Origin of the sequence: Pseudomonas sp. EggHat1 (assembly GCF_014892995.1) — a bacterium.
Lineage (GTDB): Bacteria > Pseudomonadota > Gammaproteobacteria > Pseudomonadales > Pseudomonadaceae > Aquipseudomonas > Aquipseudomonas chaetocerotis.
On record NZ_JACKQK010000011.1, the window covers coordinates 20837 to 47704 of the forward strand.

General features: G+C 63.0%; 20 protein-coding genes. 16 read left to right on the top strand and 4 right to left on the bottom strand.

Going from position 1 to position 26868, the window contains the following annotated elements; translation table 11 throughout:
• The 11 genes from INS93_RS17060 (at position 1) to INS93_RS17110 (ending at position 15328) form a co-directional block, all read left to right on the top strand.
• On the top strand, positions 1-1332 hold the full coding sequence (locus INS93_RS17060) for a DotU family type VI secretion system protein (RefSeq protein WP_192984166.1): 1332 nt from the start codon (positions 1-3) through the stop codon (positions 1330-1332).
• The gene (tssM, locus tag INS93_RS17065) at positions 1329-4829 is read left to right on the top strand and encodes a type VI secretion system membrane subunit TssM (protein ID WP_192984168.1); all 3501 of its coding nucleotides are present in this window, start codon (positions 1329-1331) and stop codon (positions 4827-4829) included. Before INS93_RS17060 ends, tssM begins: the two co-directional genes overlap by 4 nt.
• The gene (tagF, locus tag INS93_RS17070) at positions 4826-5479 is read left to right on the top strand and encodes a type VI secretion system-associated protein TagF (protein WP_192984171.1); all 654 of its coding nucleotides are present in this window, start codon (positions 4826-4828) and stop codon (positions 5477-5479) included. The genes tssM and tagF overlap by 4 nt, the downstream gene beginning before the upstream one ends.
• Positions 5476-6213, top strand: coding sequence for a PP2C family protein-serine/threonine phosphatase (locus INS93_RS17075; RefSeq protein ID WP_160018681.1), 738 nt, complete (start codon positions 5476-5478; stop codon positions 6211-6213). The genes tagF and INS93_RS17075 overlap by 4 nt, the downstream gene beginning before the upstream one ends.
• Complete coding sequence (locus INS93_RS17080) at positions 6204-9218, top strand: serine/threonine-protein kinase (RefSeq protein ID WP_192984173.1); 3015 nt, start codon at positions 6204-6206, stop codon at positions 9216-9218. Before INS93_RS17075 ends, INS93_RS17080 begins: the two co-directional genes overlap by 10 nt.
• Positions 9218-9934 (top strand): ABC transporter ATP-binding protein, encoded by a 717-nt coding sequence (locus tag INS93_RS17085; protein WP_192984573.1) that lies wholly within the window; start codon positions 9218-9220, stop codon positions 9932-9934. The genes INS93_RS17080 and INS93_RS17085 overlap by 1 nt, the downstream gene beginning before the upstream one ends.
• The gene (locus tag INS93_RS17090; RefSeq protein ID WP_192984175.1) at positions 9934-11133 is read left to right on the top strand and encodes an FtsX-like permease family protein; all 1200 of its coding nucleotides are present in this window, start codon (positions 9934-9936) and stop codon (positions 11131-11133) included. Before INS93_RS17085 ends, INS93_RS17090 begins: the two co-directional genes overlap by 1 nt.
• Positions 11126-12928, top strand: a complete 1803-nt coding sequence (locus INS93_RS17095; RefSeq protein ID WP_192984178.1) for an SUMF1/EgtB/PvdO family nonheme iron enzyme — start codon at positions 11126-11128, stop codon at positions 12926-12928. Before INS93_RS17090 ends, INS93_RS17095 begins: the two co-directional genes overlap by 8 nt.
• A gap of 56 nt (positions 12929-12984) precedes the next feature.
• Positions 12985-13884 (top strand): type VI secretion system-associated lipoprotein TagQ, encoded by a 900-nt coding sequence (gene tagQ / locus INS93_RS17100; protein WP_192984181.1) that lies wholly within the window; start codon positions 12985-12987, stop codon positions 13882-13884.
• A 92-nt stretch (positions 13885-13976) separates the two neighbouring features.
• The gene (locus INS93_RS17105) at positions 13977-14879 is read left to right on the top strand and encodes an NAD synthetase (protein ID WP_192984183.1); all 903 of its coding nucleotides are present in this window, start codon (positions 13977-13979) and stop codon (positions 14877-14879) included.
• The gene (locus INS93_RS17110; protein ID WP_192984185.1) at positions 14876-15328 is read left to right on the top strand and encodes a hypothetical protein; all 453 of its coding nucleotides are present in this window, start codon (positions 14876-14878) and stop codon (positions 15326-15328) included. The genes INS93_RS17105 and INS93_RS17110 overlap by 4 nt, the downstream gene beginning before the upstream one ends.
• 149 nt (positions 15329-15477) lie before the next feature.
• Here INS93_RS17110 and gyrB read toward each other — a convergent pair whose 3' ends face one another.
• The 4 genes from gyrB to dnaA all read right to left on the bottom strand — a co-directional run bounded on the left by gyrB (position 15478) and on the right by dnaA (position 21771).
• Positions 15478-17898: a DNA topoisomerase (ATP-hydrolyzing) subunit B gene (gene gyrB, locus INS93_RS17115; RefSeq protein ID WP_192984188.1), complete on the bottom strand. Its 2421-nt coding sequence runs from the start codon at positions 17896-17898 to the stop codon at positions 15478-15480.
• Positions 17899-17902: 4 nt separating this feature from the next.
• The gene (gene recF / locus INS93_RS17120; protein ID WP_192984190.1) at positions 17903-19006 is read right to left on the bottom strand and encodes a DNA replication/repair protein RecF; all 1104 of its coding nucleotides are present in this window, start codon (positions 19004-19006) and stop codon (positions 17903-17905) included.
• Complete coding sequence (gene dnaN / locus INS93_RS17125) at positions 19006-20109, bottom strand: DNA polymerase III subunit beta (protein ID WP_160018690.1); 1104 nt, start codon at positions 20107-20109, stop codon at positions 19006-19008. Before dnaN ends, recF begins: the two co-directional genes overlap by 1 nt.
• A gap of 171 nt (positions 20110-20280) precedes the next feature.
• A complete protein-coding gene (gene dnaA, locus INS93_RS17130) occupies positions 20281-21771 on the bottom strand; it encodes a chromosomal replication initiator protein DnaA (RefSeq protein ID WP_160018691.1) in 1491 nt (496 codons plus the stop codon).
• Positions 21772-22292: 521 nt separating this feature from the next.
• On the opposite strand from dnaA, the gene rpmH reads away from it, so the two are divergent.
• From rpmH to mnmE, 5 genes are all read left to right on the top strand, one after another.
• Positions 22293-22427 carry a 50S ribosomal protein L34 gene (gene rpmH / locus INS93_RS17135; RefSeq protein WP_002551315.1) on the top strand — a complete coding sequence of 45 codons (135 nt, stop codon included), beginning with the start codon at positions 22293-22295 and terminating at the stop codon, positions 22425-22427.
• Between the two features lie 13 nt (positions 22428-22440).
• Positions 22441-22845, top strand: a complete 405-nt coding sequence (gene rnpA / locus INS93_RS17140; RefSeq protein ID WP_036994791.1) for a ribonuclease P protein component — start codon at positions 22441-22443, stop codon at positions 22843-22845.
• Positions 22838-23083 (top strand): membrane protein insertion efficiency factor YidD, encoded by a 246-nt coding sequence (gene yidD, locus INS93_RS17145; RefSeq protein ID WP_013717990.1) that lies wholly within the window; start codon positions 22838-22840, stop codon positions 23081-23083. Before rnpA ends, yidD begins: the two co-directional genes overlap by 8 nt.
• A gap of 2 nt (positions 23084-23085) precedes the next feature.
• Positions 23086-24831 (top strand): membrane protein insertase YidC, encoded by a 1746-nt coding sequence (yidC, locus tag INS93_RS17150; protein WP_104729444.1) that lies wholly within the window; start codon positions 23086-23088, stop codon positions 24829-24831.
• Between the two features lie 176 nt (positions 24832-25007).
• Positions 25008-26375: a tRNA uridine-5-carboxymethylaminomethyl(34) synthesis GTPase MnmE gene (gene mnmE, locus INS93_RS17155; protein WP_192984192.1), complete on the top strand. Its 1368-nt coding sequence runs from the start codon at positions 25008-25010 to the stop codon at positions 26373-26375.
• Positions 26376-26868 lie beyond the last annotated feature (493 nt).

Consider the following 26868-nt stretch of genomic DNA (forward strand, 5'->3'; position numbering starts at 1 on the left):
ATGACGGATCAAGACGACTGGCTGAACAAGCCACCGGCAGCGCAGCCGCAAAACAACGACCGCACCCAGTTCATGCCGCGCCCGGGTGGTCGTGGGCCGCAGCCCGCCGCCGAGGTGCCGGCTGCGCCGCTGCAGATGCCGGCCGCACCGCTACCGGCGGGCCAGGCCCGTGGCATGAACCCTCTGGAGCAGGCCGCAGGCCCGCTGCTGAGCATGCTCACCCGACTGCGCAGCACCCTCGCCCATCCCGCGCCGGCCAGCCTGCGTGCACAGCTGCTGGGCTACCTGCGCCAGTTCGAGCAACGCGCCGAAGCCGCCGGCGTGCCGCGCAACGATGTGCTGCTGGCGCGCTACGCGCTGTGTACCGCGCTCGATGAAGCGGTGCTGAGTACGCCGTGGGGCAGCACCAGCGAATGGGGCAAGCAGAGCCTGCTGATCACCGTGCACAACGAGGCCTGGGGCGGCGAGAAGGTGTTCCAGCTGCTCGAGCACTGCCTGCAAAGCCCGCGCGAACGCCTCGACCTGTTGGAGTTGCTGTACCTGTGCACCAGCCTCGGCTTCGAGGGCCGTTATCGGGTCATGCACGACGGCCGCAGCCAGCTGGAGGCGCTGCGCGAGCGCACCGCCGCAACCCTGCGCAGCGTGCGTGGTGAGCGCGAGCATGAGCTGTCACCGCACTGGCGCGGAGTCAGCGTGGCACCGGATCGCTTGTCGCGGCTGTTGCCACCCTGGGTTGGTCTGGCCGTGGCGCTGGCACTGCTGCTGGTGTTGCTGCTGGTGCTGCGGATGAAGCTGACGGCCGATGCCGAACCGGTGTTCCGGCAGATTCACGCCCTGGGCGAGGTGCCGGTGCAGAGCATCGAACCGGCTGTGGTCAAGCCGCGCGTGGTCGAGCGGCCACGCCTGGCCACCTTCCTCGCCGACGACATTCGCGCCAATCGCGTAGCGGTCGAGGATGGCGTCGACCGTTCGGTAGTCACCATCCGTGGCGACGAGCTGTTCAGCTCCGGCAGCGCCAGCATCCGCGATGACTTCCAGCCGTTGCTGCTGCGCATCGCCGAGGCAATCGCCAAGGTCAAGGGCCAGGTGCGCATCACCGGACACAGCGACAACCAACCGATCGCCACGTTGCGCTTCCCGTCCAACTGGGCGCTGTCGCGCGCCCGTGCCGAGGAGGTGCTGCAGATGCTCGCGGCGCGTACCGGCCAGGCCCAGCGCTTCAGTGCCGAGGGTCTGAGCGACACCGAACCGCTGGCCTCCAACGCCACGGCCGAAGGACGGGCGAAGAATCGCCGCGTAGAGATCACCGTACTGGCGGAGGGTGTGGAGTGAAGGCGTTGTTCGGATTCATCACCCGCTGGGTCATCCCTGTGCTCGGGCTGATCGCCCTGAGCCTGATCATCTGGTTCATCGGCCCGCTGCTCAACGTGCTACAGCCAGCCTGGACGCGCTGGACGCTGATCATCGTACTGTTCGCATTGTGGCTCGGCTGGCGCCTGTTCTGTCTGCTGCGCGAACGCCAGCAGGAGCGCAAGGTGCTCGACAGCCTGGCCGCGCAAGCGCCGCCGGACGCCGCCAGCGTGGCGACCGCCGAGGAGCTGGCGACCCTGCGCCAGCGCATGGACGAAGCCCTGGCGCTGCTGAAAAAGGCGCGTCTGGGCGGCGATGAGCGGCGCAACCTGTATCAGCTGCCGTGGTACGTGATCATCGGCCCGCCTGGCTCCGGCAAGACCACCGCGCTGGTCAACTCCGGGCTGAATTTCCCCCTCGCCGCCCAGCTGGGCGCCGGCGCCATTCGTGGAGTGGGCGGCACGCGCAACTGCGACTGGTGGTTCACCGACGAGGCCGTGTTGCTCGACACCGCCGGGCGCTATACCACCCAGGACAGCCACGCCCAGGTGGACAAGGCCGCCTGGCTCGGCTTTCTCGACCTGCTCAAGAACCAGCGCGCACGTCGCCCGATCGATGGTGCCTTCATCGCCATCAGCCTGTCCGACCTGCTGCAGAGCAGCGACAGCGAGCGCGCTGCACATGTGGCGGCTATCCGTTCGCGGGTGCAGGAGTTGTACAGCCAGCTCGGTGTGCGTTTCCCGGTCTACGTCATGCTCACCAAGTGCGATCTGGTGCCGGGCTTCATGGAGTTCTTCGATGACCTCAGCCGTGAGGAGCGCGCCCAGGTCTGGGGCTTCACCTTCGCCCTGGATGACGGCAAGAGCATCGGCGGCCCGCTGGAGAGTTTCGACAGCGAGTTCGTCGCCCTCGAACAACGCCTGAATCAACGTCTGGTCGAGCGCTTGCAGCGCGAACGCGACCCGGCCCGACGTGATCTGATCTACGGTTTTCCGCAGCAGTTCGCCGCGATCAAGAGCCTGCTCGGCGAGTTCCTCAATGGCGTGTTCAAACCCAATGCCTACGAAGAACGCACCCTGCTGCGCGGCCTGTACTTCACCAGCGGTACCCAGGAAGGCAGCCCGATCGACCGCCTGATCGGTGCCATGGCGCAGAGCATGAGCCTCGACCGTCAGCACCTGGCCCGGCAGAGTGGCAGTGGTCGCAGCTACTTCCTCCAGCATCTGTTCAGCCGCGTCGCATTCGCCGAACGCGGCCTGGTCGGCGTCGACCAAAAAGTCGAGCGCCGCCGCAAATGGCTGGCCATCGGTTCGCTGGCAGCCAGTGTGCTGCTGGTGCTGGTGGTGAGCACGCTGTGGCTGCTCAGCTTCAACGCCAATCGCGACTACATCGCCCAGGTCGGTGCCCGTACCGCACCGCTAGAGCAGCAGGTACGCAGCCTCAGCCCGGCGCAGCGCGATGTGCTGGCGGTGCTGCCCCTGCTCAGCGCCGTACGCAACCTGGCCGGTGACCCGCCGGACTGGGCCAAGGGCCTGGGTCTGTACCAGGGCGACATGCTCGAAGAGCAGGCCGCCAGCGTCTATCGCCGCCTACTGGTGGCCACCTTCGCCCCGCGCCTGGTCAGCCGAGTGGAGGAACAGCTGCGCACTGGCGGCGGTTCCGACTACCTCTACGAAGGGCTCAAGGCCTACCTGATGTTCGGTGGCGGCGAGCAGTACGACGCCGAGTTCATCAAGGCCTGGATCGGTCTGGACTGGGATCAGAGCCTGCCGCGCGATCTGTCGGGTGAGCAACGCCAGGCCCTCGACGGCCACCTGCAAGCGCTGTTCGAGCGGCGCCCACCGGATGCGCGCCTGGATCAGCGGTTGGTCGACGAGCTGCGCATGCAGCTACAGCGCCTGCCGCTGGCGCAGCGTGTGTATGACCGGGTCAAGCGGCAGAAGCTGCCGGCTGGGGTCAGCGACTTTCGTCTCAGCGAGGCCGCCGGGCGCGACGCCGCACTGGTCTTCACGCGCAAGAGCGGCAAGGCGCTGAGCGACCCGCTGAGCGGTTTCTACACACGCCGTGGCTACCGCGAAGCCTTCCTGCGCGCAAGCGTCAGCCAGGCCAGTGTCGTGGCCGAGGAACAATGGGTACTGGGCCGTCAGCTCGACAGCACACAGGATGCCGTGAACCTGGCCGCCGATGTACGCCAGCTGTACCTGCGTGATTACGTGCAACAGTGGGATGCGCTGCTGGCAGACCTCGATTTCGTGCCGATCACCAGCGTGGCCCAGGCGGCGGATGTGCTGCGGATCCTCTCGGGGCCTTCCTCACCGCTCAAGCAGCTGTTGATCGGGGTAGCGCGGGAAACCGACCTGCAGCAGGCGCCCGAATCTGAAGGCGTCGCCAAGGCGACCGACGAGGGTGTCGACCAGCTCAAGCAGAAACTTGGCTCGCTGCTCGGCCAGACCCAGGCCGGCAATGCCGTGGCGGCGGTTACGCAGATCGATCCAGTCAGCGCGCATTTCGCCGAACTCAACAGCCTGGTCAGCCAGGACCCGTCGGCGCCGATGGCCATCGATGGTCTGCTGGCAGACCTCAACGAGCTCTACGTGCAACTCAGCAGCATGGTTGGTGCCAGCGGCGAGGCGCTGCTCGGCGAAGCGAAGAATCAGGCCAGCGCCGCAGCAGCGCGGGCCAACCTGACCGCCGCACGCCAGCCCGCATTGGTCCAGGGGCTGGTCCGTTCGGTCGTCGCCGCCAGCACCAACAGCATGATGGGCGGGGTACGCAACCAGCTCAACGCCGCCTGGCAAAGCGATGTGGTCAACGTCTGGCGGCAGTCGCTGAGCGGCCGTTACCCGATGGTGCCGGGCAGCCAGCGCGACGCCACGCTGGATGATTTCGGCCAGTTCTTCGGCGTCGGCGGGGTCATGGACAGCTACTTTCGCAAGTACCTGCAACCTTACGTCGACACCTCGGCACGCAACTGGCGCTGGCAGCCGGGCGCGGCGCAGAAGTTGGGCATCTCCGCCGGCGTGCTGCAGACCTTCCAGCGGGCGGCGCTGATTCGCGACGAGTATTTCCGCAGTGGCGGCCTGCAACCGAGCGTGCGCTTCGACCTCAAGCCGGTGAGCATGGATGCCACCATCAGCCAGTCGCAGCTCGATCTCGACGGCCAGCTGATCGGCTTCGACCACGGCCCGAGCCGGCCCGTCGCAGTGCAATGGCCGAACCCCGGCAGCATCGGCGTGGTGCGCCTCACGGTGTCGCCACCGGTCGAAGGCGGGCGCTCGGCGCTGACCCTGGAAGGGCCGTGGGCCTGGTTCCGCCTGCTCGATCAGTCCGAGCTGATTGGTGGCGCCTCGCCGGATCGCTTCAACCTGCGCGTACGCCTGGACCGCTCCAGCGTTGCCTACGAACTGCGCGCCAGCAGTGCTTTCAATCCTTTCAAGAGTCGCGCGGTGGCCGGCTTCACCCTGCCGGAGCGGCTATGACGATGATGGGTTTCTACGGCAAGGTCGCCAGCCGCGGCGACTTCATCGAACGCAACCTGACGAAAGACTTCCTGCGCGGCTGGGACGCCTGGCTATCGGCTGGCCTGCAGAGCAGTCAGGGCCAGCTCGGCGAAAGCTGGCTGGACGCCTACCTGACCAGCCCGCTGTGGCGCTTCGCACTCGCCCCAGGCGTCTGTGGTAGCGAGGCCATGGCCGGGGTGCTGATGCCGAGCATCGACCGCGTCGGCCGCTACTTTCCGCTGACGGTCGCCTGCCGTATTCCTGGCGGGCAGCCGCTGCAGGCCTTGCAGGCGAACGAAGCGTGGTTCGAGCGGATCGAGGACCTGCTGCTGAGTACCCTGGAAGAGGGCGCCCGCTTCGAAGACTTCGAAACAGCGGTGCAGAGCCTGGAGCCCCTGCCGGCTACGACGCTGCCCGCCTACGACCAGGCGCATGGTCTGCAGCATTGGCCGGTGGTCGATGCACCAGGGCGCCTGGCAGCGCTCGCGGCCGAGGCCTGCAGCGGCGCCAGCCTGTGGTGGGGGCGTGGCTCGCAACGCATCGCGCCCGGATTGCGCCGTTGCCAGGGGCTGCCACCGACCGAGTCCTTCGCGGCTTATCTGCTGGGCCCGGAGGTCGTCGCGCAATGACTGCACTGCACTACCAGTCAGCGGCCTACAGCCATGTAGGCCTGGTTCGTCAGATCAATGAAGACGCCTACCTGGAACGTCCCGAGGCGGGCCTCTGGGTAGTGGCCGACGGCATGGGCGGGCACGCGGCCGGCGATTACGTCAGCAGCCTGATCGTCGACAGCCTGCGCCACATCAAGGCGAGCGACACCCTGAGTGACTATGAGCATGTGCTACGGCTCAGCCTGAGCCAGATCAACGCTGCCGTGCGCGAGCAAACCCACCTGCGTGGCGTGACCATGATGGGTAGCACCGTGGTGCTGATGGTTGCCCGCGGCGACCAGGGCTTGTGCCTGTGGGCCGGCGACAGCCGCCTGTACCGACTGCGGGCAGGCGAGCTGCAGGCAGTTTCCCGTGACCACAGCTATGTGCAGGACCTGCAGGACAGCGGCCTGCTCAGCGAGGCCGAGGCGCGCCTGCACCCGCGCGCCAACGTCGTCACCCGCGCGGTGGGCGTGCAGGACCAGCTGGAGCTCGCCTGCAGCGTCTTCGACATCCAACCGGGCGACACCTGGCTGCTGTGCAGCGACGGCCTTACCCGAACGGCCGAAGACCACGAGATCCGCGATGTGCTGGCGCACAACGACCCCTATCAGGTGGTGCGCAGCCTGGTCCATCTAGGCCTGACACGCGGCGCCCCCGACAACATCACCGCCATCGTCATCAAGGCGAGCGAGCCCGTCTCATGGACCTGAATATTCCCGGTTTCGACATCGACAGGATGATTGGCGAAGGCGCCATGGCCACCGTCTACCTGGCTCTGCAACGCTCCCTCGAGCGCAAGGTGGCCTTGAAGATCATGGCCCCGGCGCTGGCGGCCGACGCCTCGTTCTGCGAGCGTTTCCTGCGTGAGGGCAAGACCCTGGCGCGTCTGGCGCACCCGCATATCGTCACCGTGCACGACATCGGCAACGCCGGCGAGCACTACTACATGGCCATGGAGTACCTGCCCAACGGTACCCTGAGTGAGCGTATCGCCGCCGGCCTGAGCCCCGAGCAGGGCTTGCAGTACATCCGTCAGATCGCCTCGGCGCTGGGTTATGCCCACAGCCAGGGGCTGATCCACCGCGACGTGAAACCGGCCAACATCCTCTTTCGCGCCGACGGTACGGCGGTGCTGTCGGACTTCGGCATCGCCAAGTCACTCGACGACCGTACCCAGTTCACCCAGGTCGGTTTCGCCGTCGGCACACCCAACTACATGAGCCCCGAGCAGGCGCGCGGGCTGGATATCGACGGCCGCGCCGACCTCTACGCGCTGGGCGTCGTGCTCTACGAAATACTGGTCGGTGAGCTGCCGTACATGGGCACCGACGCACTGTCCACGGCACTGGCACACCTGACTCAGCCGTTACCGGATCTGCCGCTGCAGCACAGCCGTTATCAGACCCTGCTGCAGCGCCTGCTGGCGAAGAACCCGGATGAGCGTTTCAACAATGCCGGGGAACTGCTAGCCGCGCTCGATGCCCAGCCAGCACCCGACTCGGATGCCACCCTGATCCGTCCAGCGTTCACTCAGCAAGCCACACTGGGCGCGCCCTCGACGAGTGAACTGGGGGAGCTGCAACCGGTATCCATCGAGATTCCACGCAGTACGCCGACGTCGGCGCCGACCGAGGCACCCGCACCGACTGCCGCTGCCAGCAGCGCAGCGGCACGACCGTCCACTGCCAGCAAGGGGCCACGCATGGCGCTGCTGGCGGTTGCCGTGGCTGCTGCGCTGGGCCTCGGTGGCGGCGTCTACTGGTGGCTCGGCCAGCCATCCGCCGTGGTGGCTTCGGATAGCTCGCCGCAAGACAACGGGCAGGTCGCAGCTGTCGCGCCACTGGCTGACGATACGGGTGAGGCCGGCGAGCGGCCGCTGCTGATGCCGGGCAAGACCACGCTCTACCAACGCATCCTGGCCAAGCCCGGGGCGCAGCTGTTGAGTGCTCCGGGCGCCGCCACCGGCGAAGCATTACCGGCCTTCTCGGTGCTCTATGTATATGCCCGGCGCAACCAGGACGGCCAGTCCTGGATGCAGGTCGGCGCAGCCAGCGATGGCCGCGTGCAAGGCTGGATCGCCGCCGAACAGGCTACCGACTGGAAACAGAGCCTGGTGCTGAAGTTCACCGAGCGTTCCGGGCGAGCGCCGGTGCTGTTCATGCAGCAGGCCTCCGACGTCGAACAGCTGATCGACCGCACCAGCCAGGCGCGAGAGCTGCTGCTCAAGGCGCAGAACGATCCCGAGCAGGTACCGCAGGTGGTGGCACTGGAGCCGACGAGCAGTGCGGTTCCGCAGGACCAGTTCTACCTGATGCCGATCTTCGACTTCCGCGAAGCCTTCGATGCCGAAGGCCAGCCGGTGCAGTTGCTCAACATCGCCTCGATCGACCCCGGCAGTGCAGCTCAGAGCCCTGCAGACAAGCCGGTCGCTGCCAACGACTCGGGTTTCCGTACCGGCATCGTGCTGGTGGTCGACACCTCGGTGTCGATGCAGCCCTACATCGACCGCGTGCGCCAGGTGGTCAGCGAGCTGCAAAGTCAGCTGCAGGCGCGCAGTGAGCTGGATAACGTCAGCTTCGGCCTGGTGGGCTATCGCAACAGCACGTCGCGCACACCCGGCCTGCAGTACCTCAGCAAGACCCTGGTGAGCCTGGAGGAGGGCAGTGATCCCCAGCGTTTCCTGCGCGCTGCCGAACAGGTTCAGGCGACCACCGTATCCAGCCACTCCTTCAACGAAGACGCCTTCGCCGGTGTCATGCAGGCCGTAGAAGGCATGGACTGGTCGAGCTATGGCGGCCGCCTGATCCTGCTGGTCAGCGATGCCGGCGCGCTGCGCAAGAACGACCCTTACAGCAGCACCTCGATGAACGAGGCCGAGGTACGCCAGGCGGCACTGAGCAAGCAGATCAAGATCTTTGCCCTGCACCTGCGCACCCCCGCCGGCACGGCCAACCACGCCTCGGCCGAGCTGCAGTATCGGGTGCTGACGGCCGACAGCAACCCGCAGATCGGCGACCTCTACGTCTCGGTGCCGGGCGGTGATGTCCAGGCCTTCGGCGAGCGCGTGCGCGAGATCGGCTCGACCTTCGCCGAACTGGCGCAGCAAGTTCGCGCGCAGCAGGCGCCAGTGACGCCGCAACTGTCCGCAGGTGCCAACCTGGCGGCCAAATCGCAGGCCATCGGCTACGCCATGCACATGGATTTTCTCGGTCGACGTAGCGCCAGTCAGGCGCCGCAACTGGTGAGTGCCTGGACCGCCGACCGCGACCTGAGCAACCCGAACCTGCCGACGCTGCAAGTGTGCGTGATGCTGACCAAGCTGCAGCTCAACGACCTGCAGCAATCGCTCAAGCTGATCGTCGACGCCGCGCGCAAGACCAGGACCTCGCCGGCCGACTTCTTCAGCGAGATCGCCAGCGCCAGCGCCTACATGAGTCGCGACCCCTCGGCACTGCGCCAGGGCGCCAATCTGGCGCAGAGCGGTGTGCTCGGCGAGTACCTCGACGGCCTGCCGTATCGCAGCAAGGCACTGAGCATGAGCCAGGACCTCTGGTTGTCGCTGTCGGTGGCCGAGCAGGAGGACTTCATCGACGAGCTGGAGTCGAAGATTCGCCTCTATGAAACCTTCCACAACGACATGGCCAACTGGGTGCGCTTCGGCAACGCCGAACCGGGCGACGCCCTGTACCGTGTCCCGCTGTCGACGCTGCCATGATGATTCGCCTGCAGCAGGTCCTCAAGCAACGTGGCCAGGGCGCACAGCGCTACAGCCTGGCCATCGAGCAGTTGCAGCTGGAGGCCGGCGCGCAGGTGGCACTGGTTGGCCCCAGCGGCTGCGGCAAGAGCACCCTGCTCGATCTGCTGGCCCTGGTGCTGGCACCGGATGCCGCCGAAACCTTCAACCTCGAGTTGCCCGGCTCGGTCAGCGATATCGCCGGATTGTGGCGACAGGGCCGGCACAGCCAACTGGCACAGCTGCGCAGCCACTATCTGGGTTACGTGCTGCAGGCTGGCGGGCTGCTCGGCTTTCTCGATGTGCGCCGCAATATCGCTCTGCCCCGGCAATTGCTCGGCATGGCAGACAGCGGCCAGGTGCAGCATCTGGCACAGGCGCTGGATGTGCAGGAGCAGTTGGATAAATATCCCGCGCAGTTGTCGATCGGCCAGCGCCAGCGCGTCAGCTGTGCACGGGCTTTGGCTCACGGACCGCAATTGCTGCTGGCCGACGAACCCACTGCAGCGCTGGACCCGCTCAATGCCGAACGAGTCATGCAGTTGCTGCTCGCACAGGCCACGAAAACCGGCGCTACCTGCGTGGTGGCAACTCACGACGAGGCGCTGGCGCAGCGCGCCGGCCTGACCGTCCTGCGCATGAACTGCCGGCGCGACGCCGACGGCGGTGTCAGCGCCCATCTGGAGCAGGCCGCCTGATGCGCCCGCTGCTGATCGCCGGACTGGCCTGGCAGGACTATCGTCGCGAGGCGCGCCTGTCGGCGTGCAGCGTGCTGGCCCTGGTGGCGGTGATCGCGCCGCTGCTGGTGCTGTTCGGCCTCAAGCACGGCCTGGTCGGCAGCCTTACCGAGCGCCTGCAACGCGACCCTGCCGTGCGCGAAATCATCCCGCTGGGCGGCACGCGCCTGCAGGCAGACTTCATCGAAGCACTAAGGCAACGCGAAGAGGTCGCCTTCGCCATCCCACGTACCCGGCAGATCGCCGCCACCAGCGAATTGCAGATAACGCCAGGGGAGGCGAGGGTAAGCGTGGAGATGCTACCAACAGCGGCAGGCGATCCGCTGCTGCAGGGCTTGCCGGTGCCGCAGACGCTGCAACAGGTGGTGCTCAGTCATAGCGCTGCCGAGAAGCTGGGAGTCACGCCCGGCAGCCAGCTGCAGGCCCGCTTCGGCCGCCAGCGTGGCGGCGACCTGCAGTGGCAACAGACCACCCTGCACGTCCTGGCTGTGTTGCCGCTGACGGCCTTCGAGCGCGATGCGCTGTTCGCGCAAGCGGCGCTATTGGAAGCCGTCGAGGATTACCGCGACGGTCTGTCTGTGCCTGCGCTGGGCTGGCCTGGCGCAGCGGCAACACAGGCGCCGCGCATCTATCCCGGTTTTCGTCTGTACGCGCGCGCGCTGGATGACGTCGAACCGCTGCGCCAGTACCTGGCCGCACAGCAGGTGCAGGTCTTTACCCAGGCAGCGCAGATCGCCCAGGTGCAGGCACTGAGCCGCAACCTCGATTTGCTGTTCTGGCTGATCACCACCCTGGCGCTGGGCGGCGCGGTGGCGGCCACCGGCGCCGGCACCCTGGCCGCCGTCGAGCGCAAGCAACGTGAACTGGCCGTGTTGCGCCTGCTGGGCTTCGGCAGCGGCGCGCTGCTGCTGTTCGTGGTTCTCCAGGCGCTGTACAGCGGCCTGTTCGCCAGCGTCCTGTCGGCCCTGCTGTACCGACTGGCGGAGGGCGGTCTCAACCATCTTTTCGTGCAGGTGCCGGGCGATTACGCCAGTCGTCTGCTGCCCGAGCATTACCTGGTGGCCCTCGGTGCCGTTCTGCTGGCCAGCGCGCTTGCCGCTGCGCTGGGAGGCATGCGCGTGGCCCGGATCGACGCCTCTCAAGGAATTCGTGATGTCTGACAGTCGTTTCGCTGCCTGCGCCCTGATACTCGCCACGCTCGCGCTGACGGCCTGCTCACCGGGCGATGAGCCACCAGCGGCGAACACACCCGCCACATCTGCGCAGTCCGAAGCTGAGGCTCCCCGCGAGCTCGATGCGGAGCAATTGGCCAGACTGGACAACCCCAAACCGTTACCCGGCGACGTCAGCCTACCGCTGCCCTGTGGCGGTGAAATGCTGTTCCGCCATGTCTATGTACTCACCCAGGGCAGCCTGGACGACCGTGAAGTCAGCCTGGGATATCCGTTCAGCGAAGGTGAGGCTGGCTACAAACAATCCTTCATCTCCGGCTATCGCCGCGACTTCATCAACGGCCAGTTCAGCCTGCAGGACCTGGCGCCGCAGTGGCAGAAGCAGATCGCCGAGCGCCTGCCCAGGATCGACGCCGGCAGCCCGCTGAAACCGATGATGTATTTCATCGGCAAGTACGAGGTCACTGCCCGTCAGTATGCTCAGGTCATGGCCCAGGCTCAGGCGCTGGCCAGTGGCGAGCCAGCACCTGCTTGCGCGCCGGTCACCGATATGAGCGGGCGACTGCCGCAGGTGAAACTGTCGCGTTTCGAGGCAGAGCGTTTTGCAGCGGTCTACAGCGCCTGGCTGCTGGCCAATCACCGTGATCTGCTACCCGTGAGCGGCAGAGGCAGCAAGGCAGAAGAAGGCGGCGCGGCGTTCGTCCGTCTACCCACCGAAGTGGAATGGGAGTTCGCTGCCCGTGGCGGCTCGCAGGTCAGCCGCCAGGAGCTGGAAGGCCGGCTTTTCCCGCGTCCGGTCGAGGGCAGTGACGATGACGGCCCACTGGCTAACTGGGCCGTGTTCAACCAGGTGGCCGGCGGTACCGGACAGGCGCCCCGACTGATGCCGATCGGCACCAAGCAGGCCAACCCGCTGGGGCTGTTCGATGTGATCGGTAACGCCGCCGAGATGGTGCAGGAGTCCTTCCAGCTGGTCAGTGCCGGGCGCCGCCAGGGCACCTATGGCGGCTTCGTGGTCAAGGGTGGCAACTACCTGGAAGGCGAGGGCACGCTGTTCACCGGCATGCGCCGCGAGTACCCGCTGTTCGGCGCCGATGGCAGCGAGCAGCGTAACGAGACCACCGGGTTTCGGGTAGCCATCGGCGCCTTGTCCGCCCCACGCTCGCGCTACGACGAGCTGTTCGCTCAATGGCAGAAACAGGGACGTCTGTCCGGGCTGACCGATGACATCGACGATGCCGAGGACCCGACCCAACGCCTGGACAGCATCATCGCCGGCGCTACCGACCCGCGTCTGCAGGCCGAACTCGGGCTGGTCAATGAAGAGCTCAAGCGTAACGTCTCGCTGATCGCCCGCCAGCGCGAAGAGGCCGCTGGCAACCTGATCCAGTCTGCCGCCCTGGTGGCGGAGACCATCAACAACTACAACATCCGCCTGACCAACCTGCGCAAGAGTCAACGGCAGGCGCAACAGAACAATGACGCCGCCTCGGCGCAGATATTGAGCGGCGCCATTGATAACGGCACCAAGGCGCTCAACGGCGCCGTGGCGATCTACATCGACAACATGGCCAGCGGCACCCGTTACACCAACAGGGTGATCCAGGTGCAGTTCCAGCGCATCAAGGAAGAACTCGCACGCAAGCCTGTGATCGGCAACAGCCTGGTCAACCGCGCCACCCTGTTCGTCAATCACGTCGCGCTGTACCGCGCCCAACAGCGTGCCAATCCGGCCGAGATCCTCAAACAGTTGCTGGAAACGCAAGCGGTACCGCAACCGTGAGTACGCCAGCCATTGCCGCCAAACATCAATCAACCACAAGCAGAGAGAGCCTAGCTATGCGTCCATCCACAACGAACCTCACCTCGCAACCTCGTAGCCGCGTCATGACACTCGCCGCTATCGGTTTTGCCTCGATGACCGTACTGGTCAGCGGCTGCTCCACCTCCGCCGTCAACCGTGTCGGTAAAACCACCGAGGTCACCTATTACCCAAGCTGCTACCAACCCGTTCAGCACCTGCGCGATACCGACTCCAACATGACTCGCTCGATCGCTACCGGCGCCGTGCTGGGTGCAGTCGGCGGCGCCTTGACTGGCGCGTTGACTGCCGACAAGGAAGATCGCTCGCGCAACGCTGCCATCGGCGCCGCCGGCGGAGCCCTGATCGGTGGCGCAGCGGCCTATTACACCTCCAAGCAACAGCAGATCAGCGATGACCGCCAGCGCATTGGCTCCTACTCCACCGACATCAATGCCAGTGCCAGCACCTTCGACCGCAGCATCGCCTACGCCGAAGCCTCGCAGAGCTGCTATCAGAAAGAGTTCACCAGCCTGCTGGAGCAGCGTAAGTCCGGCGCGATCAACGATGTAGAAGGGCGCAAGCGTCTGGCCGAAATCATTGCCGGCCTGAACGAGTCCAACGACCTGATCACCGCCGTCAACGGCAAGGCGGGTGAGAACCTGAGCAACTACACCCAGGCTTACGAGGCTGACCTGAAGAACGTTGGCGTCGAGCGCGCCGAAGTGACCACGGTCGCCAAGGCACCTGCCAACAAGCCGGTCAAGCAGACCAAGGTGCCTACCGAAGCAGTCAATACCGAGCGCGTTCTGCAGCAGGCCGAAGCCAAGCAGAGCAAGAGCCAGCAGGTGGCTGTAGCCGGTAGCAACCAGGTCAACAGCATGTGCAGCAACCCGGATATGGGCGATTGGGCACCGATTCCCTGCCCGAACGTCTGAGTCCTTGCGGATGATTGACTGACCGGACGCGCCGCTGGTCCGCCCTTTCCGGACGGAGCAGCGGCTATCGGAGTTTCTACCAAGGAGGGCAAATGTCCGACTACCTGATCGGGTTGAGAAACACCCCATCACAGGTCATGGCACGACAGCGCATCGAAGCCATGATCGACCTGCGCAAACTCTACACAGCCATCGATGCCGACCCCGCCATCTCCGGTGCTGGGGTGGTGTACATCGATGCCAATTTCAACGTGGTGACCCTGCGCGAGTTCACCCCGATCTGCAGCATCAGGCCCAAGCGCATCATCATTCGTGAAGCCCAGCGCAATGTCTCGCCGCAGCAGTTCGTTCAACAGGTGCAATCCAACCCGCGCGAATCGCGGCTGGTGGCCGAGAGCGTCAACACCAGCCTGGCCTGTGCCGGCGCGGTGCTGGGCTGGATCGCGATCATCGGCGGCACGGCCATCGTGCCGTTCACCGGAGGGGCGAGTCTGGTGATCACGACACTGGGCGTGGCGGCCGCATCGGCAAGCTCCGTGCAGTGTATGGCAGGTGCTGCGCGAGTCTATACCGAAGTGAACAACCCGGAAGCACTCGATAGGCTGGACAGCCAGCAGTGGTATCAGGACGTGTCCAGAGCACTGGATATCATTTCTCTGGGCGGTGTAGCCGGGGCCGGAGCAACGGTTTTGCGCGTGATGAACATGCGCAGGGCCATGACCGGACGAAGCTGGTATCAAAGCCTGAATGGCTTGAGCCGTCAGGAACGGCGACGGTTGACCAACGAGATCCTGGAGAACCGCAATCCGGCGCTTACTCCCGCCCTCCGTAAAGCGTTGCAGAGCAGCGGTGAGCTTCCGAAACGCTTCAGTACCAGTGAAATCTCATCGACATTGGCTATCAATATCAGAGATGCGCTGGGTGCCGGGATCGGCTTGCTCGGTAGCAGCATGGTACAGACTTACGCCATCGGTCTTTACGAGGAGCTGGAGTGAAGCAAGGACTCGATTTTCTCTCGATACTGCGTCGGCACTTCCCGGTCTTCATCGCTGCGTTCTTTCTGGCGCTGTTTTCCCTGGCGGTCAGTCAGATTCTGCTGCTGGAAGTCTATCCACCCAGCCTGGATGACTATGGCATCTACATGATGCTGGGCAGTTGCGGGATGTCCTTGTACCTGTGCGCGGCCAACCTTCTGGTGATTCGCGGCCGCCCCTGGGCGGTATGGCTGATCGTCGCAGCTATGGCGGCTTGCATCCTCGTGGTTATCGGTCACTGGGGCAGACGCGCACCCGACCTGCTGTATTCCATCGGTCTGCTGCTGCCGTTGGCTACCCTGCTGACGCTCAACAGCAAGCGCTACCGCACCATGCTGACAGCCATGGTGGAAGTACGCGGTCAGCGCGCGGCGTGGCGTGAGCGCTACAGGAAGGCTCGCCAACGCTAACTCAATCTGGATGCAGGCGAGTAGCTAACCATAGCCTGGCTACCGAGTCCGACCACCCGTTAAAAATGAAAAGCCCCTGTCGATTCGCATCGACAGGGGCTTTTCATTTCACGCCCACTAGCATGACTGACTTGGCAACAGAGTAGCCATCAGAAGTCCAGGTTCGACACCGCCAGGGCATTGGACTCGATGAAGTCGCGGCGCGGCTCCACGGCATCGCCCATCAGGGTGTTGAAGATCTGGTCGGCGGCGATGGCGTCTTCGATGGTCACCTTGAGCATGCGACGCACTTCCGGGTCCATGGTGGTTTCCCACAGCTGATCCGGGTTCATCTCGCCGAGACCTTTGTATCGCTGGATGCTGTGACGCTTGGTGCTCTCGGTCATCAGCCAGTCCAGCGCTTCCTTGAAGGTGCTGACCGGCTTCTTGCGCTCGCCACGCTGCACGTAGGCGCCGTCTTCCAGCAGGTTGTTCAGCTGATCACCCAGGGTGGTGACCGTTTTGTAATCGTTGCTGGCGAAGAAGTCGCGGTTGAAGGTGGTGTAGCTGGAAAGCCCGTGAGATTTCACTTCCACTTCCGGCAGCCACAGGTGGCGTTCACGATCTTCGCGAAGACTGGCACTGTAGGTCTGGCCAGACTTCTCGGTAGTCTTCAGACGTGCCGCAAAGCCTTCCAGCCAGTTCTGCATGAAGGCCTGGTCAGCGAGCTGCTCCACCGAAATACGGGGCAGGTAGACGAAGTGTTCGGTGATGTCCTTGGGATAAACACGCGACAGGCGGTCCAGGGTCTTCATTACGCCACGGTATTCGCCGACCAGCTTCTCCAACGCGCTGCCAGAAAGACCTGGGGCGTTCTCGTTGACGTGCAGGCTGGCGTCTTCCAGGGCCGACTGGGTCATGTATTCATCCATGGCCTCGTCGTCCTTGATGTACTGCTCCTGTTTGCCTTTCTTCACCTTGTACAGCGGCGGCTGAGCGATATAGATGTAGCCACGCTCGACCAGCTCCGGCAGCTGGCGGAAGAAGAAGGTCAGCAGCAGGGTACGGATGTGCGAACCGTCGACGTCAGCATCGGTCATGATGATGATGTTGTGGTAGCGCAGCTTGTCGATGTTGTATTCATCACGACCGATACCGCAGCCGAGCGCGGTGATCAGCGTGCCTACTTCCTGAGAGGAAATCATGCGGTCGAAGCGCGCGCGTTCGACGTTGAGGATCTTGCCCTTGAGCGGCAGGATAGCCTGGGTCTTGCGGTTACGGCCCTGCTTGGCAGAACCGCCCGCGGAGTCACCCTCCACGATGTAGAGTTCGGACAGCGCCGGGTCTTTCTCCTGGCAGTCGGCCAACTTGCCGGGGAGGCCGGCGATGTCCAGCGCGCCTTTGCGGCGAGTCATCTCACGCGCTTTACGGGCCGCTTCACGGGCACGAGCAGCATCGATCATCTTGCCGACCACGGCCTTGGCTTCGTTGGGGTTCTCCAACAGGAAGTCGGAGAAATACTTGCCCATTTCCTGTTCGACCGCGGTTTTTACCTCGCTCGATACCAGTTTGTCCTTGGTCTGCGAGCTGAACTTCGGATCCGGCACCTTGACCGAGATGATCGCAGTCAAGCCTTCGCGGGCATCGTCACCGGTGGTGGCGACCTTGAACTTCTTCGCCAGGCCTTCGGACTCGATGTAGTTGTTCAGGTGGCGGGTGAGGGCGGAACGGAAACCAGCCAGGTGCGTGCCACCGTCTCGCTGCGGAATGTTGTTGGTGAAGCAGAGCAGGTTCTCGTTGAAGCTGTCGTTCCACTGCAGTGCCACTTCGACACCAACGCCGTCTTCTTCGCGCTGGATGTTGAAATGGAATACCTGGTTGACCACCGTCTTGTTGGTGTTCAGGTATTCGACGAAGGCTTTCAGGCCACCCTCGTACTTGAACAGCTCTTCCTTGCCGGTGCGCTCGTCGCGCAGCATGATGCCCACACCAGAGTTGAGGAAGGACAATTCGCGCAGGCGCTTGGCCAAGATGTCCCAGCTGAAATGGATATTGGCGAAGGTCTCTTCAGACGGTTTGAAGTGGATCTGCGTGCCGGTACCGTCGGTGTCGCCCACAGCGGCCAGAGGCGCTTGCGGCACACCGTGGACGTAGGTCTGTTCCCAGATCTTGCCGCTACGGCGGATGGTCAGCACCAGCTCCTTGGAGAGGGCGTTCACCACCGAGACACCCACGCCGTGCAGGCCGCCGGATACCTTGTAGCTGTTGTCGTCGAACTTTCCGCCAGCGTGCAGCACGGTCATGATGACCTCGGCCGCCGAAACACCTTCTTCCTTGTGCATATCGACCGGAATACCACGGCCATTGTCACGCACGCTGATCGACTCATCCGGGTGGATGGTGATGGTGATTTCGCTGCAATAGCCTGCCAGCGCTTCGTCGATCGAGTTGTCGACCACCTCGAACACCATGTGGTGCAGACCACTACCATCGTCAGTGTCACCGATGTACATCCCGGGACGTTTGCGTACGGCGTCCAGTCCTTTCAGCACCTTGATGCTGGAGGAGTCGTACGTTTGGTTCTCGCTCATGCCTTCACTCCCGATGGTCTTGGGTCTGGGTGATACGGCCATGTTCCACGTGGAACATGGCAACCGGCGTATCCGTCTGCCAGCCTTCCCTCAACAATTCATGATCCACACAGGTGATGAACACCTGGCAGCGCAAATCTTCCAGCAACCGGCACAATGCCTGGCGATGCTGCTCATCCAGCTCCGACGGTAGGTCGTCCACCAGATAGATACACTGACCACGCTTGGCTTCGTTAACCAAGTGGCCTTGGGCGATGCGCAATGCGCACACCACCAATTTCTGTTGTCCTCGCGACAGAATCTCTGCCGCGTTGTGCCCCGCAAGTCGTAGGCGCAAATCGGCGCGCTGCGGCCCGGACTGGGTATGCCCAAGTTGCTGATCGCGGAGGAGGGATGTAGCGAGCACTTCGCTCAGGTCCCGATCCTTGTCCCACCCACGGTAGTAACTGAGGGTAAGCCCTTCCAACTCCAGCAGCTCGGCCAGGGTCCGTTCGAACACCGGTTTCAACGCCTGTATGTAGGCCCGTCGGTAGGTGTCGATTTCCTCGCTAGCACTGCACAGTTCACGGTCCCATGCGGCCTGCGAAGCACCGTCAAGTGTACCATGGCGCAGCCATGAGTTCCGCTGCCGCAGGGCTTTCTGCAGACGTTGCCAGGCGCCTAGAAAACGATGTTCCACGTGGAACACGCCCCAATCGAGAAACTGTCGGCGAATCTTCGGTGCACCTTCCAGCAGCCGGAAGCTGTCCGGATTGATCAGTTGCAGGGGCAACAGATCGGCTAGCTGCGCAGCACTCCGGGCGTTCTGCCCATCGATACGAATCTGCAGCTCACCCTGACGATCGCGCGATATACCCAGATTGCTGGAACCACCTTCGGCCAACTGCACCTGACCGAAAATGGTGCAGGCGGGCTGCTCGTAATGGATGACCGGTTGTAGGCGTGTGCTGCGGAAGGAGCGGGCGAGACCAAGCAGATGGATAGCCTCGAGCACGCTGGTTTTGCCGCTGCCGTTGGCGCCGTGGAGGATGTTGATGCGGGAGGAGGGGGAGAGGGTCACCGGGTGCAGATTGCGCACCGCGGTGACCGTGATACGGCTTAGGGACATTAAAGACGCATCGGCATGACAACGTAGGCAGAATCGTCGTTGTCGGCTTCCTGCAGCAGGGCACTGCTGTTGGAGTCGGAGAGAATCAGGCGCACCTGCTCGGTGCCCATCACGCCCAGCACATCCAGCAGATAGCTGACGTTGAAACCAATCTCCAGGCCGCTGCCAGCATAGTCGACAACGATCTCTTCCTCGGCTTCTTCCTGCTCCGGGTTGTTGGCCTGAATCTTCAGCAGACCAGACGCCAGGGTCAGGCGAATACCACGGTACTTCTCGTTGGACAGAATCGCGGTGCGGCTGAACGCTTCACGCAGGCCCTGACGATCCGCCAGCACCAGCTTGTCACCACCACGCGGCAGCACGCGCTCGTAATCCGGGAACTTGCCGTCCACCAGTTTCGAGGTGAAGGTGAACTCGCCGGTGTTGGCACGGATGTGGTGCTGACCGAGAACGATGGCAACTTCGGCGTCCTGCTCGGTGAGCAGACGAGCCAGTTCGAGAATACCCTTGCGCGGCACGATGACCTGGTGCTTGCCTTCCTGCTGGATGATCGCTTCCATCGAGCACATGGCCAGACGGTGACCGTCGGTGGCGACCGCACGCAGCAGGCCACTCTGCACTTCCAGGAGCATGCCGTTGAGGTAGTAGCGCACATCCTGCTGAGCCATGGCGAAGCTGGTGCGTTCGATCAGACGACGCAGCTTGGCTTGCGGCAGGTTGAAGGTCAGCGACCCCGGACCTTCCTCGACGGTGGGGAAGTCGTTGGCCGGCAGAGTCGACAGAGTGAAACGACTGCGCCCGGCCTTGACCAGCAACTTCTGATCATCGACACGAATGTCGATCAGCGCGTCGCTCGGCAAGCTCTTGCAGATGTCCATCAGCTTGCGCGCCGGCACGGTGATCTCACCCGGTTCGGCGGCATCTTCGAGTGTGACGCGACCAACCAGTTCGACCTCGAGGTCGGTGCCGGTAAGCGACAGCTGCTGGCCTTCGACCACCAGCAGCACGTTGGACAATACCGGCAGCGTCTGGCGTCGTTCCACGACACCGGCGACCAGTTGCAGGGGTTTCAACAGGGCTTCGCGTTGAATAGTGAAATGCATGGTCTAGTCCCTTGCCTCGTGGATATGCGTAATTAGAACCTGTAAAAAGTCTCGCGAGCTAGAGCCATGCAAGGCGAAAACAGGGGAGGAAGCGGAGTGTACTTTTGTACATGAGCATTCCGAGCCTGTTTTCAACGCAGCAGAGCCGACGCGCAGCAGACTTTAACTGGTTCAGGTAGTCAGGGTGCGCAGCAGGTTCTTGTAGTCCTCGCGGATGTCCGCGTCGGATCCCCTAAGTTCAGCAATCTTACGACATGCGTGCAACACCGTGGTGTGATCGCGACCGCCGAAGGCCACACCGATTTCCGGCAGGCTGTGATTGGTCAATTCCTTCGACAATGCCATGGCCACCTGACGCGGCCGGGCGATCGAGCGCGACCGACGCTTGGAAAGCAGATCGGTGATCTTGATCTTGTAGTACTCGGCGGTGGTGCGCTGAATATTGTCGATGCTGACCAGCTTGTCCTGCAGGGCCAGCAGATCCTTGAGCGATTCGCGGATCAGTTCGATGGTGATGTCTCGGCCCATGAAGTGCGAGTGAGCGATCACGCGTTTCAGCGCGCCTTCCAGCTCACGCACGTTGGAGCGAATACGCTGGGCAATGAAGAACGCGGCATCGTGCGGCAGATCGACCTTGGCCTGGTCGGCCTTCTTCATCAGGATTGCCACGCGAGTTTCCAGTTCGGGCGGTTCGACCGCCACGGTCAGGCCCCAGCCGAAGCGCGACTTCAAGCGCTCTTCCAGACCTTCGATCTCTTTCGGGTAGCGGTCGCTGGTGAGGATCACCTGCTGCCCCCCTTCGAGCAGCGCGTTGAAGGTGTGGAAGAACTCCTCCTGGGAGCGCTCCTTCTTGGCGAAGAACTGGATGTCATCGATCAGCAGCGCATCGACCGAACGGTAGAAGCGCTTGAATTCGTTGATGGCGTTGAGCTGCAACGCCTTGACCATGTCGGCGACGAATCGCTCGGAGTGCAGGTAAACCACCTTGGCGTTAGGGTTCTTCGCCAGCAGGTGGTTACCCACGGCATGCATCAGGTGAGTCTTGCCCAGGCCGACGCCGCCATAAAGGAACAGCGGGTTGTAACCGTGCTTGGGGTTGTCCGCTACCTGCCAGGCGGCAGCGCGCGCCAACTGGTTCGACTTGCCCTCGACGAAGTTATCGAAGGTGAAAGTACGATTGAGGTAGCTGGTGTGCTTCAGGCCACCTTCGACCTGTACGGTACGTTCGGTGCGTGGCGCAACGGCTGGAGTCGGCGGTTGCGGCGCTGAGCCTGCCATGGAGTCGAAGCTGGCACGCGACGGCTCTTGCTGCGCCGGCGGCGGCACTGGCTTGCTGACGGCTGCTGCTGCCTGCACCTGAGCGGCACGTGCAGCAGCAGGCAACGGGGCCGTTGGCGCAACACGGGCAGTGGCTGCGCGTTTGCTGCCTATTAATAAGGAAAGCGCAGGTACCAGACCGCCGGCACGCTCACCGAGCAACTCAAGCAAACGGCTCAGGTATTTCTCGTTGACCCAGTCGAGTACGAAACGATTCGGCGCATACACGCGCAGCTCGTCGCCTTCGGCTTCGACCTGCAGAGGACGGATCCAGGTGTTGAATTGCTGGGCCGGCAACTCGTCGCGCAAAAGCTCGACGCATTGCTGCCATAGTTCCACTGACACTGACTATCCCCTATCCAGGCGGCGATGCAAAAAACAGCAGCCATTGTAACGGCCAACGACCGAGTTATCCACATAGCAGAGGGTAGATGGCCAAGTAAAATCAAAGCCTTAGTTCCATTCATCAGGCTTATCAGCCACCCCATAAGCCTTGTGGATAAGCACCCGATAAGCTTCTGCAAAACCCTGGGGATGAACGGTCGGATAACCACGCTGTGGGTAACCCGGCTTTCTATCCTCAGGCTATATGCAGGACACGCACAGACGAACCACGCCTTTTGGACAGACTTATCATCGCCGGATGAGCAAGCAGAACGCTGCCATCAGATGGTTGTCCACAGACATTGGCAGCACCATTCAACATAAACATAGAAAAAGAGCTTTAAACCCTTTTCCTTCTTTCTATTTCTATCTGGTGAATAAGGCTGGTTGGAAATTGACCTACCGCGCGGCTTTCTCTAGAATTGCCGGTCTCTTAAAACCGGGGTCATACCGACCCTAGTCGATCACCCAGGTAACGCACCATGAAACGCACTTTCCAACCCAGCACCATCAAGCGCGCTCGCACCCACGGTTTCCGTGCCCGTATGGCCACCAAGAACGGCCGTGCCGTCCTGTCGCGTCGTCGCGCCAAGGGCCGCAAGCGTCTTGCTGTCTAATTAATCCAGACAGGTGGTGAGTCGAGGCTTCGGCCGGGAAAAGCGACTGCTGACTCCCCGGCAATTCAAGGCAGTCTTCGACTCCCCAAGCGGTAAAGCTCCGGGCAAAAGTGTCCTGTTGCTAGCGCGCGATAACCAGCTTGATCATCCCCGCCTAGGTTTGGTGATCGGCAAAAAGAGCGTCAAGCTCGCCGTCGAGCGCAACCGCATCAAGCGTCAAATCCGCGAGTCCTTTCGCCTCAATCAGGACAACCTGACAGGCTGGGACATCGTGGTGGTCGCCCGCAAAGGGCTAGGTGATCTGGAGAATGGCGAGCTCGCTCAGCAGTTCGGCAAACTCTGGAAACGCTTGGCCCGAAGCCGGCCCAGTCGCGACGCAGACTTATCCCCCGGGACAAGCGACAATCCCCATGCGTAAAGCGGCTCTAGCCTGTATACAGGTTTATCGCTACGCCATCAGTCCGCTGATGGCCAGTCATTGTCGCTTCTATCCCAGCTGCTCCTGCTATGCCTACGAAGCCATCGAGCAACATGGCTTCCTGCGTGGTGGCTGGCTGGCAGCACGCCGTCTTGGTCGCTGCCACCCCTGGAATGCCGGCGGTTTCGATCCGGTTCCACCCGTTAAAACATCCCGTTCCCCTTCGATGGCCGAATAATCATGGATATCCAACGTTCGATCCTGATCGTCGCCCTGGCAGTCGTGTCCTACCTCATGGTCCTGCAATGGAACGAGGACTATGGCCAGGCTGCCCTGCCAGCCGAGGTTAGTACCTCGACCGCTGCGACGCCTGCCCTGCCCGACACACCTGCTGCAACTGCCAGCGCCGGCGGCGACGACATCCCAACTGCCGTGGCCGAGCCGACTGCAGCTGCCGTTGCGCCTACCGCTGCTGCCAGTGACGAGCTGATTCGCGTCAAGACCGATGTGCTGGACCTGGCCATCGACCCGCGTGGTGGTGATGTCGTGCAACTGCGTCTACCGCAGTACCCGCGTCGTCAGGATCGCCCGGACGTGCCGTTCCAGCTATTCGACAACGGCAACGAGCGTACCTACCTGGCGCAGAGCGGCCTGATTGGCCAGAACGCCCCGGACAAATCCAGCGGTCGTTCCCTGTGGAGCAGCGAGAAGCAGAGCTACGAACTGGCCGAAGGCCAGGACAGCCTGGTGGTCGATCTCACGTTCAGCGAGAACGGCGTCAACTACATCAAGCGCTACAGCTTCAAGCGCGGCCTCAATCCGCAATGCTCGGCGCGTGAGCAACAACTGAAGAAGCCTGGCTGCATCGATCCGTCCGCCTATCAGGTCGACGTGCGTTATCTGATCGACAACCAGAGCGAGCAAGCCTGGAGCGGCAACCTGTTCGCCCAGCTCAAACGCGATAACAGCGGCGACCCGTCCTCGACCACCGCTACCGGCACCGCCACCTACCTCGGCGCCGCACTGTGGACCACCGAAGAGCCGTACAAGAAGGTGTCGATGAAGGACATCGACAAGCAGTCCTTCAAGGAAACCGTGCAGGGTGGCTGGGTCGCCTGGCTGCAGCACTACTTCGTCACCGCCTGGGTGCCGAACAAGGACAGCACCAATCTGGTACAGACTCGCAAGGACAGCCAGGGGAACTACATCGTCGGCTTCACTGGCCCGTCCATACAGGTCGCGGCCGGCGCTCAGGGCGAAACTGGCGCGATCCTCTACGCAGGTCCCAAGCTGCAGGAGCACCTGGGCACCCTGTCTCCGGGCCTGGAGCTGACCGTCGACTACGGCTTCCTGTGGTTCCTCGCGCAGCCGATCTTCTGGCTGCTGCAAGTGATCCATGGTGTGCTCGGCAACTGGGGCTGGTCGATCATCTTCCTGACCATCATCATCAAGCTGATCTTCTTCCCGCTGTCTGCCGCCAGTTACCGCTCGATGGCGCGCATGCGTGCCGTATCACCGAAACTGCAGGCGCTGAAAGAGCAGCACGGTGACGATCGCCAGAAGATGTCCCAGGCGATGATGGAGCTGTACAAGAAAGAGAAGATCAACCCGCTGGGCGGCTGCCTGCCGATCCTGGTGCAGATGCCGGTCTTCCTCGCCCTGTACTGGGTGCTGCTGGAATCAGTCGAGATGCGTCAGGCGCCCTGGCTGCTGTGGATCACCGACCTGTCGATCAAGGATCCGTTCTTCATCCTGCCGATCATCATGGGCGCGACCATGTTCATCCAGCAGCAGCTCAACCCGACGCCGCCGGACCCCATGCAGGCCCGCGTGCTGAAGCTGATGCCGATCATCTTCACCTTCTTCTTCCTGTGGTTCCCTGCAGGTCTGGTGCTGTACTGGGTAGTCAACAACTGCCTGTCCATCGCCCAGCAGTGGTACATTACGCGCAAGATCGAAGCGGCAGCGAAACCGGCCAACGCCTGATTCGCCAAGGCTTCCAAGCATCAAGCAAACGCCCCATGATTGGGGCGTTTTGCTATCCAGGCATTTGTCGTAGGAGCGAGCTCTGCTCGCGAATCTCTGTATCCACAGGCTTTGCGAGCAGAGAACCAGGCTTCCCCTCGCTCCTATATTCAGTCGTACGCATCGAGTAAACCGCCATGAACCACGCCCGAGATACCATCGCCGCCGTCGCCACCGCCCAAGGTCGGGGTGGTGTGGGTATCGTGCGGGTATCTGGTCCTCTTGCGGGTCAATTGGCCCAGGCCATCTGCAGGCGCGAGTTGAAGCCACGCTTCGCTCATCACGGGCCGTTTTATGGCGAGAGCGAGATGACGCTGGACGAAGGTCTGGCCATCTACTTTCCCGGTCCCAATTCCTTCACGGGTGAGGACGTACTGGAACTTCAGGGCCATGGTGGCCCGGTGGTGCTCGATCTGCTGCTACGCCGCTGCATGGCATTGGGTGCACGCCTGGCACGCCCGGGTGAGTTCAGCGAGCGCGCCTTCCTCAACGACAAGCTCGACCTGGCTCAAGCCGAGGCCATCGCCGATCTGATCGAGGCCAGCTCCGAGCAGGCTGCGCGCAATGCGCTGCGTTCGCTGCAGGGCGAGTTCTCCAAACGGGTGCATGCACTGACCGAGTCTTTGATCCAGCTACGCATCTACGTCGAAGCCGCCATCGACTTCCCCGAGGAGGAGATCGACTTTCTCGCCGATGGCCATGTACTAAGCCAGCTCGACAGCGTGCGTGCAAACTTATCCACAGTGCTGCGCGAAGCCGGCCAGGGCGCCTTGCTGCGCGACGGCATGACCGTGGTCATCGCCGGCCGGCCCAATGCCGGCAAATCCAGCCTGCTCAATGCTCTGGCCGGGCGTGAAGCCGCCATCGTCACCGATATTGCCGGCACCACCCGCGACGTGCTGCGCGAACATATCCACATCGACGGCATGCCCCTGCATGTGGTCGACACCGCCGGCCTGCGTGACACTGACGACCAGGTCGAGCGCATCGGCGTGGAACGCGCGCTGAAGGCCATTAGCGAGGCTGATCGCGTGCTACTGGTGGTGGACTCCACAGCGCCGGAAGCGGCTGATCCTTTCGCCCTGTGGCCTGAGTTTCTGGAACAGCGCCCGGATCCGGCACACGTCACCCTGATCCGTAACAAGGCCGATCTCTCTGGTGAGACAGTCACACTGCAAACCAGCGCCGATGGCCACGTCACCCTCAGCCTGTCGGCCAAATCCGCAGACGGCCTGGAACTGCTGCGCGAACACCTGAAAGCCTGCATGGGTTATCAACAGACCGCAGAGAGCGGCTTCAGCGCGCGACGCCGCCATCTCGAAGCACTGCATCAGGCCGAGCAGCACCTCGAGCACGGCCGCAACCAGCTCACCCTGATGGGCGCAGGTGAACTGCTGGCCGAGGATCTACGCATGGCCCAACAAGCGCTGGGTGAGATCACTGGCGCCTTCAGTAGCGACGACCTGCTGGGGCGCATCTTCTCCAGCTTCTGCATCGGTAAGTGAAGCCACATACTCAGGCGCTCTGCATTCACCATCCTCTTATCCACAGCTAGCCTGCAGGAGCGGATTTATCCGCGAAAAGAGCATAGGTCGCGTCATCAGTCCTGCTCTTGCTGCCTTCCCGGATTTCATCCGGGCTACGAACTGCAGGCCAGACGCAGGCTGCGTCTCAGACTGGTGGTAATCGTCGGCTCGCCCAGCCCTCCTTACATAAGCTTGAGACCTATCAAGGGCTAACACGGCACTGTGACAATGCCCGGTTTTCAGCCTAATTCCGGGCTCTCTGAAGATTTATTCATAGTGAAATAAACCCTGTGGAAAACCGCACCTGAACCCTGCCCATAACCCTATGACAAAGCTGGGCGTAACTACCCCTGTGGGTAACTGGCACTTTCATCCACAGTGGTTCAGCAGCTTTCTCAGTGGAACCGAGCAGGAATGACACAGGCTTATCATTCGCTGTACACCAGTAGCCGCATGGCTTAGAAAGCTTTAT

Bases quoted from the DNA above. Each gene is read 5' to 3' on its own strand.
- INS93_RS17060 (WP_192984166.1), top strand. From the start codon at position 1: ATGACGGATCAAGACGACTGGCTGAACAAGCCACCGGCAGCGCAGCCG.
- tagF (WP_192984171.1), top strand. From the start codon at position 4,826: ATGACGATGATGGGTTTCTACGGCAAGGTCGCCAGCCGCGGCGACTTC.
- INS93_RS17075 (WP_160018681.1), top strand. From the start codon at position 5,476: ATGACTGCACTGCACTACCAGTCAGCGGCCTACAGCCATGTAGGCCTG.
- INS93_RS17080 (WP_192984173.1), top strand. From the start codon at position 6,204: ATGGACCTGAATATTCCCGGTTTCGACATCGACAGGATGATTGGCGAA.
- INS93_RS17085 (WP_192984573.1), top strand. From the start codon at position 9,218: ATGATTCGCCTGCAGCAGGTCCTCAAGCAACGTGGCCAGGGCGCACAG.
- INS93_RS17090 (WP_192984175.1), top strand. From the start codon at position 9,934: ATGCGCCCGCTGCTGATCGCCGGACTGGCCTGGCAGGACTATCGTCGC.
- INS93_RS17095 (WP_192984178.1), top strand. From the start codon at position 11,126: ATGTCTGACAGTCGTTTCGCTGCCTGCGCCCTGATACTCGCCACGCTC.
- tagQ (WP_192984181.1), top strand. From the start codon at position 12,985: ATGCGTCCATCCACAACGAACCTCACCTCGCAACCTCGTAGCCGCGTC.
- INS93_RS17105 (WP_192984183.1), top strand. From the start codon at position 13,977: ATGTCCGACTACCTGATCGGGTTGAGAAACACCCCATCACAGGTCATG.
- gyrB (WP_192984188.1), bottom strand. From the start codon at position 17,898: ATGAGCGAGAACCAAACGTACGACTCCTCCAGCATCAAGGTGCTGAAA.
- recF (WP_192984190.1), bottom strand. From the start codon at position 19,006: ATGTCCCTAAGCCGTATCACGGTCACCGCGGTGCGCAATCTGCACCCG.
- dnaN (WP_160018690.1), bottom strand. From the start codon at position 20,109: ATGCATTTCACTATTCAACGCGAAGCCCTGTTGAAACCCCTGCAACTG.
- rpmH (WP_002551315.1), top strand. From the start codon at position 22,293: ATGAAACGCACTTTCCAACCCAGCACCATCAAGCGCGCTCGCACCCAC.
- yidD (WP_013717990.1), top strand. From the start codon at position 22,838: ATGCGTAAAGCGGCTCTAGCCTGTATACAGGTTTATCGCTACGCCATC.
- yidC (WP_104729444.1), top strand. From the start codon at position 23,086: ATGGATATCCAACGTTCGATCCTGATCGTCGCCCTGGCAGTCGTGTCC.
- mnmE (WP_192984192.1), top strand. From the start codon at position 25,008: ATGAACCACGCCCGAGATACCATCGCCGCCGTCGCCACCGCCCAAGGT.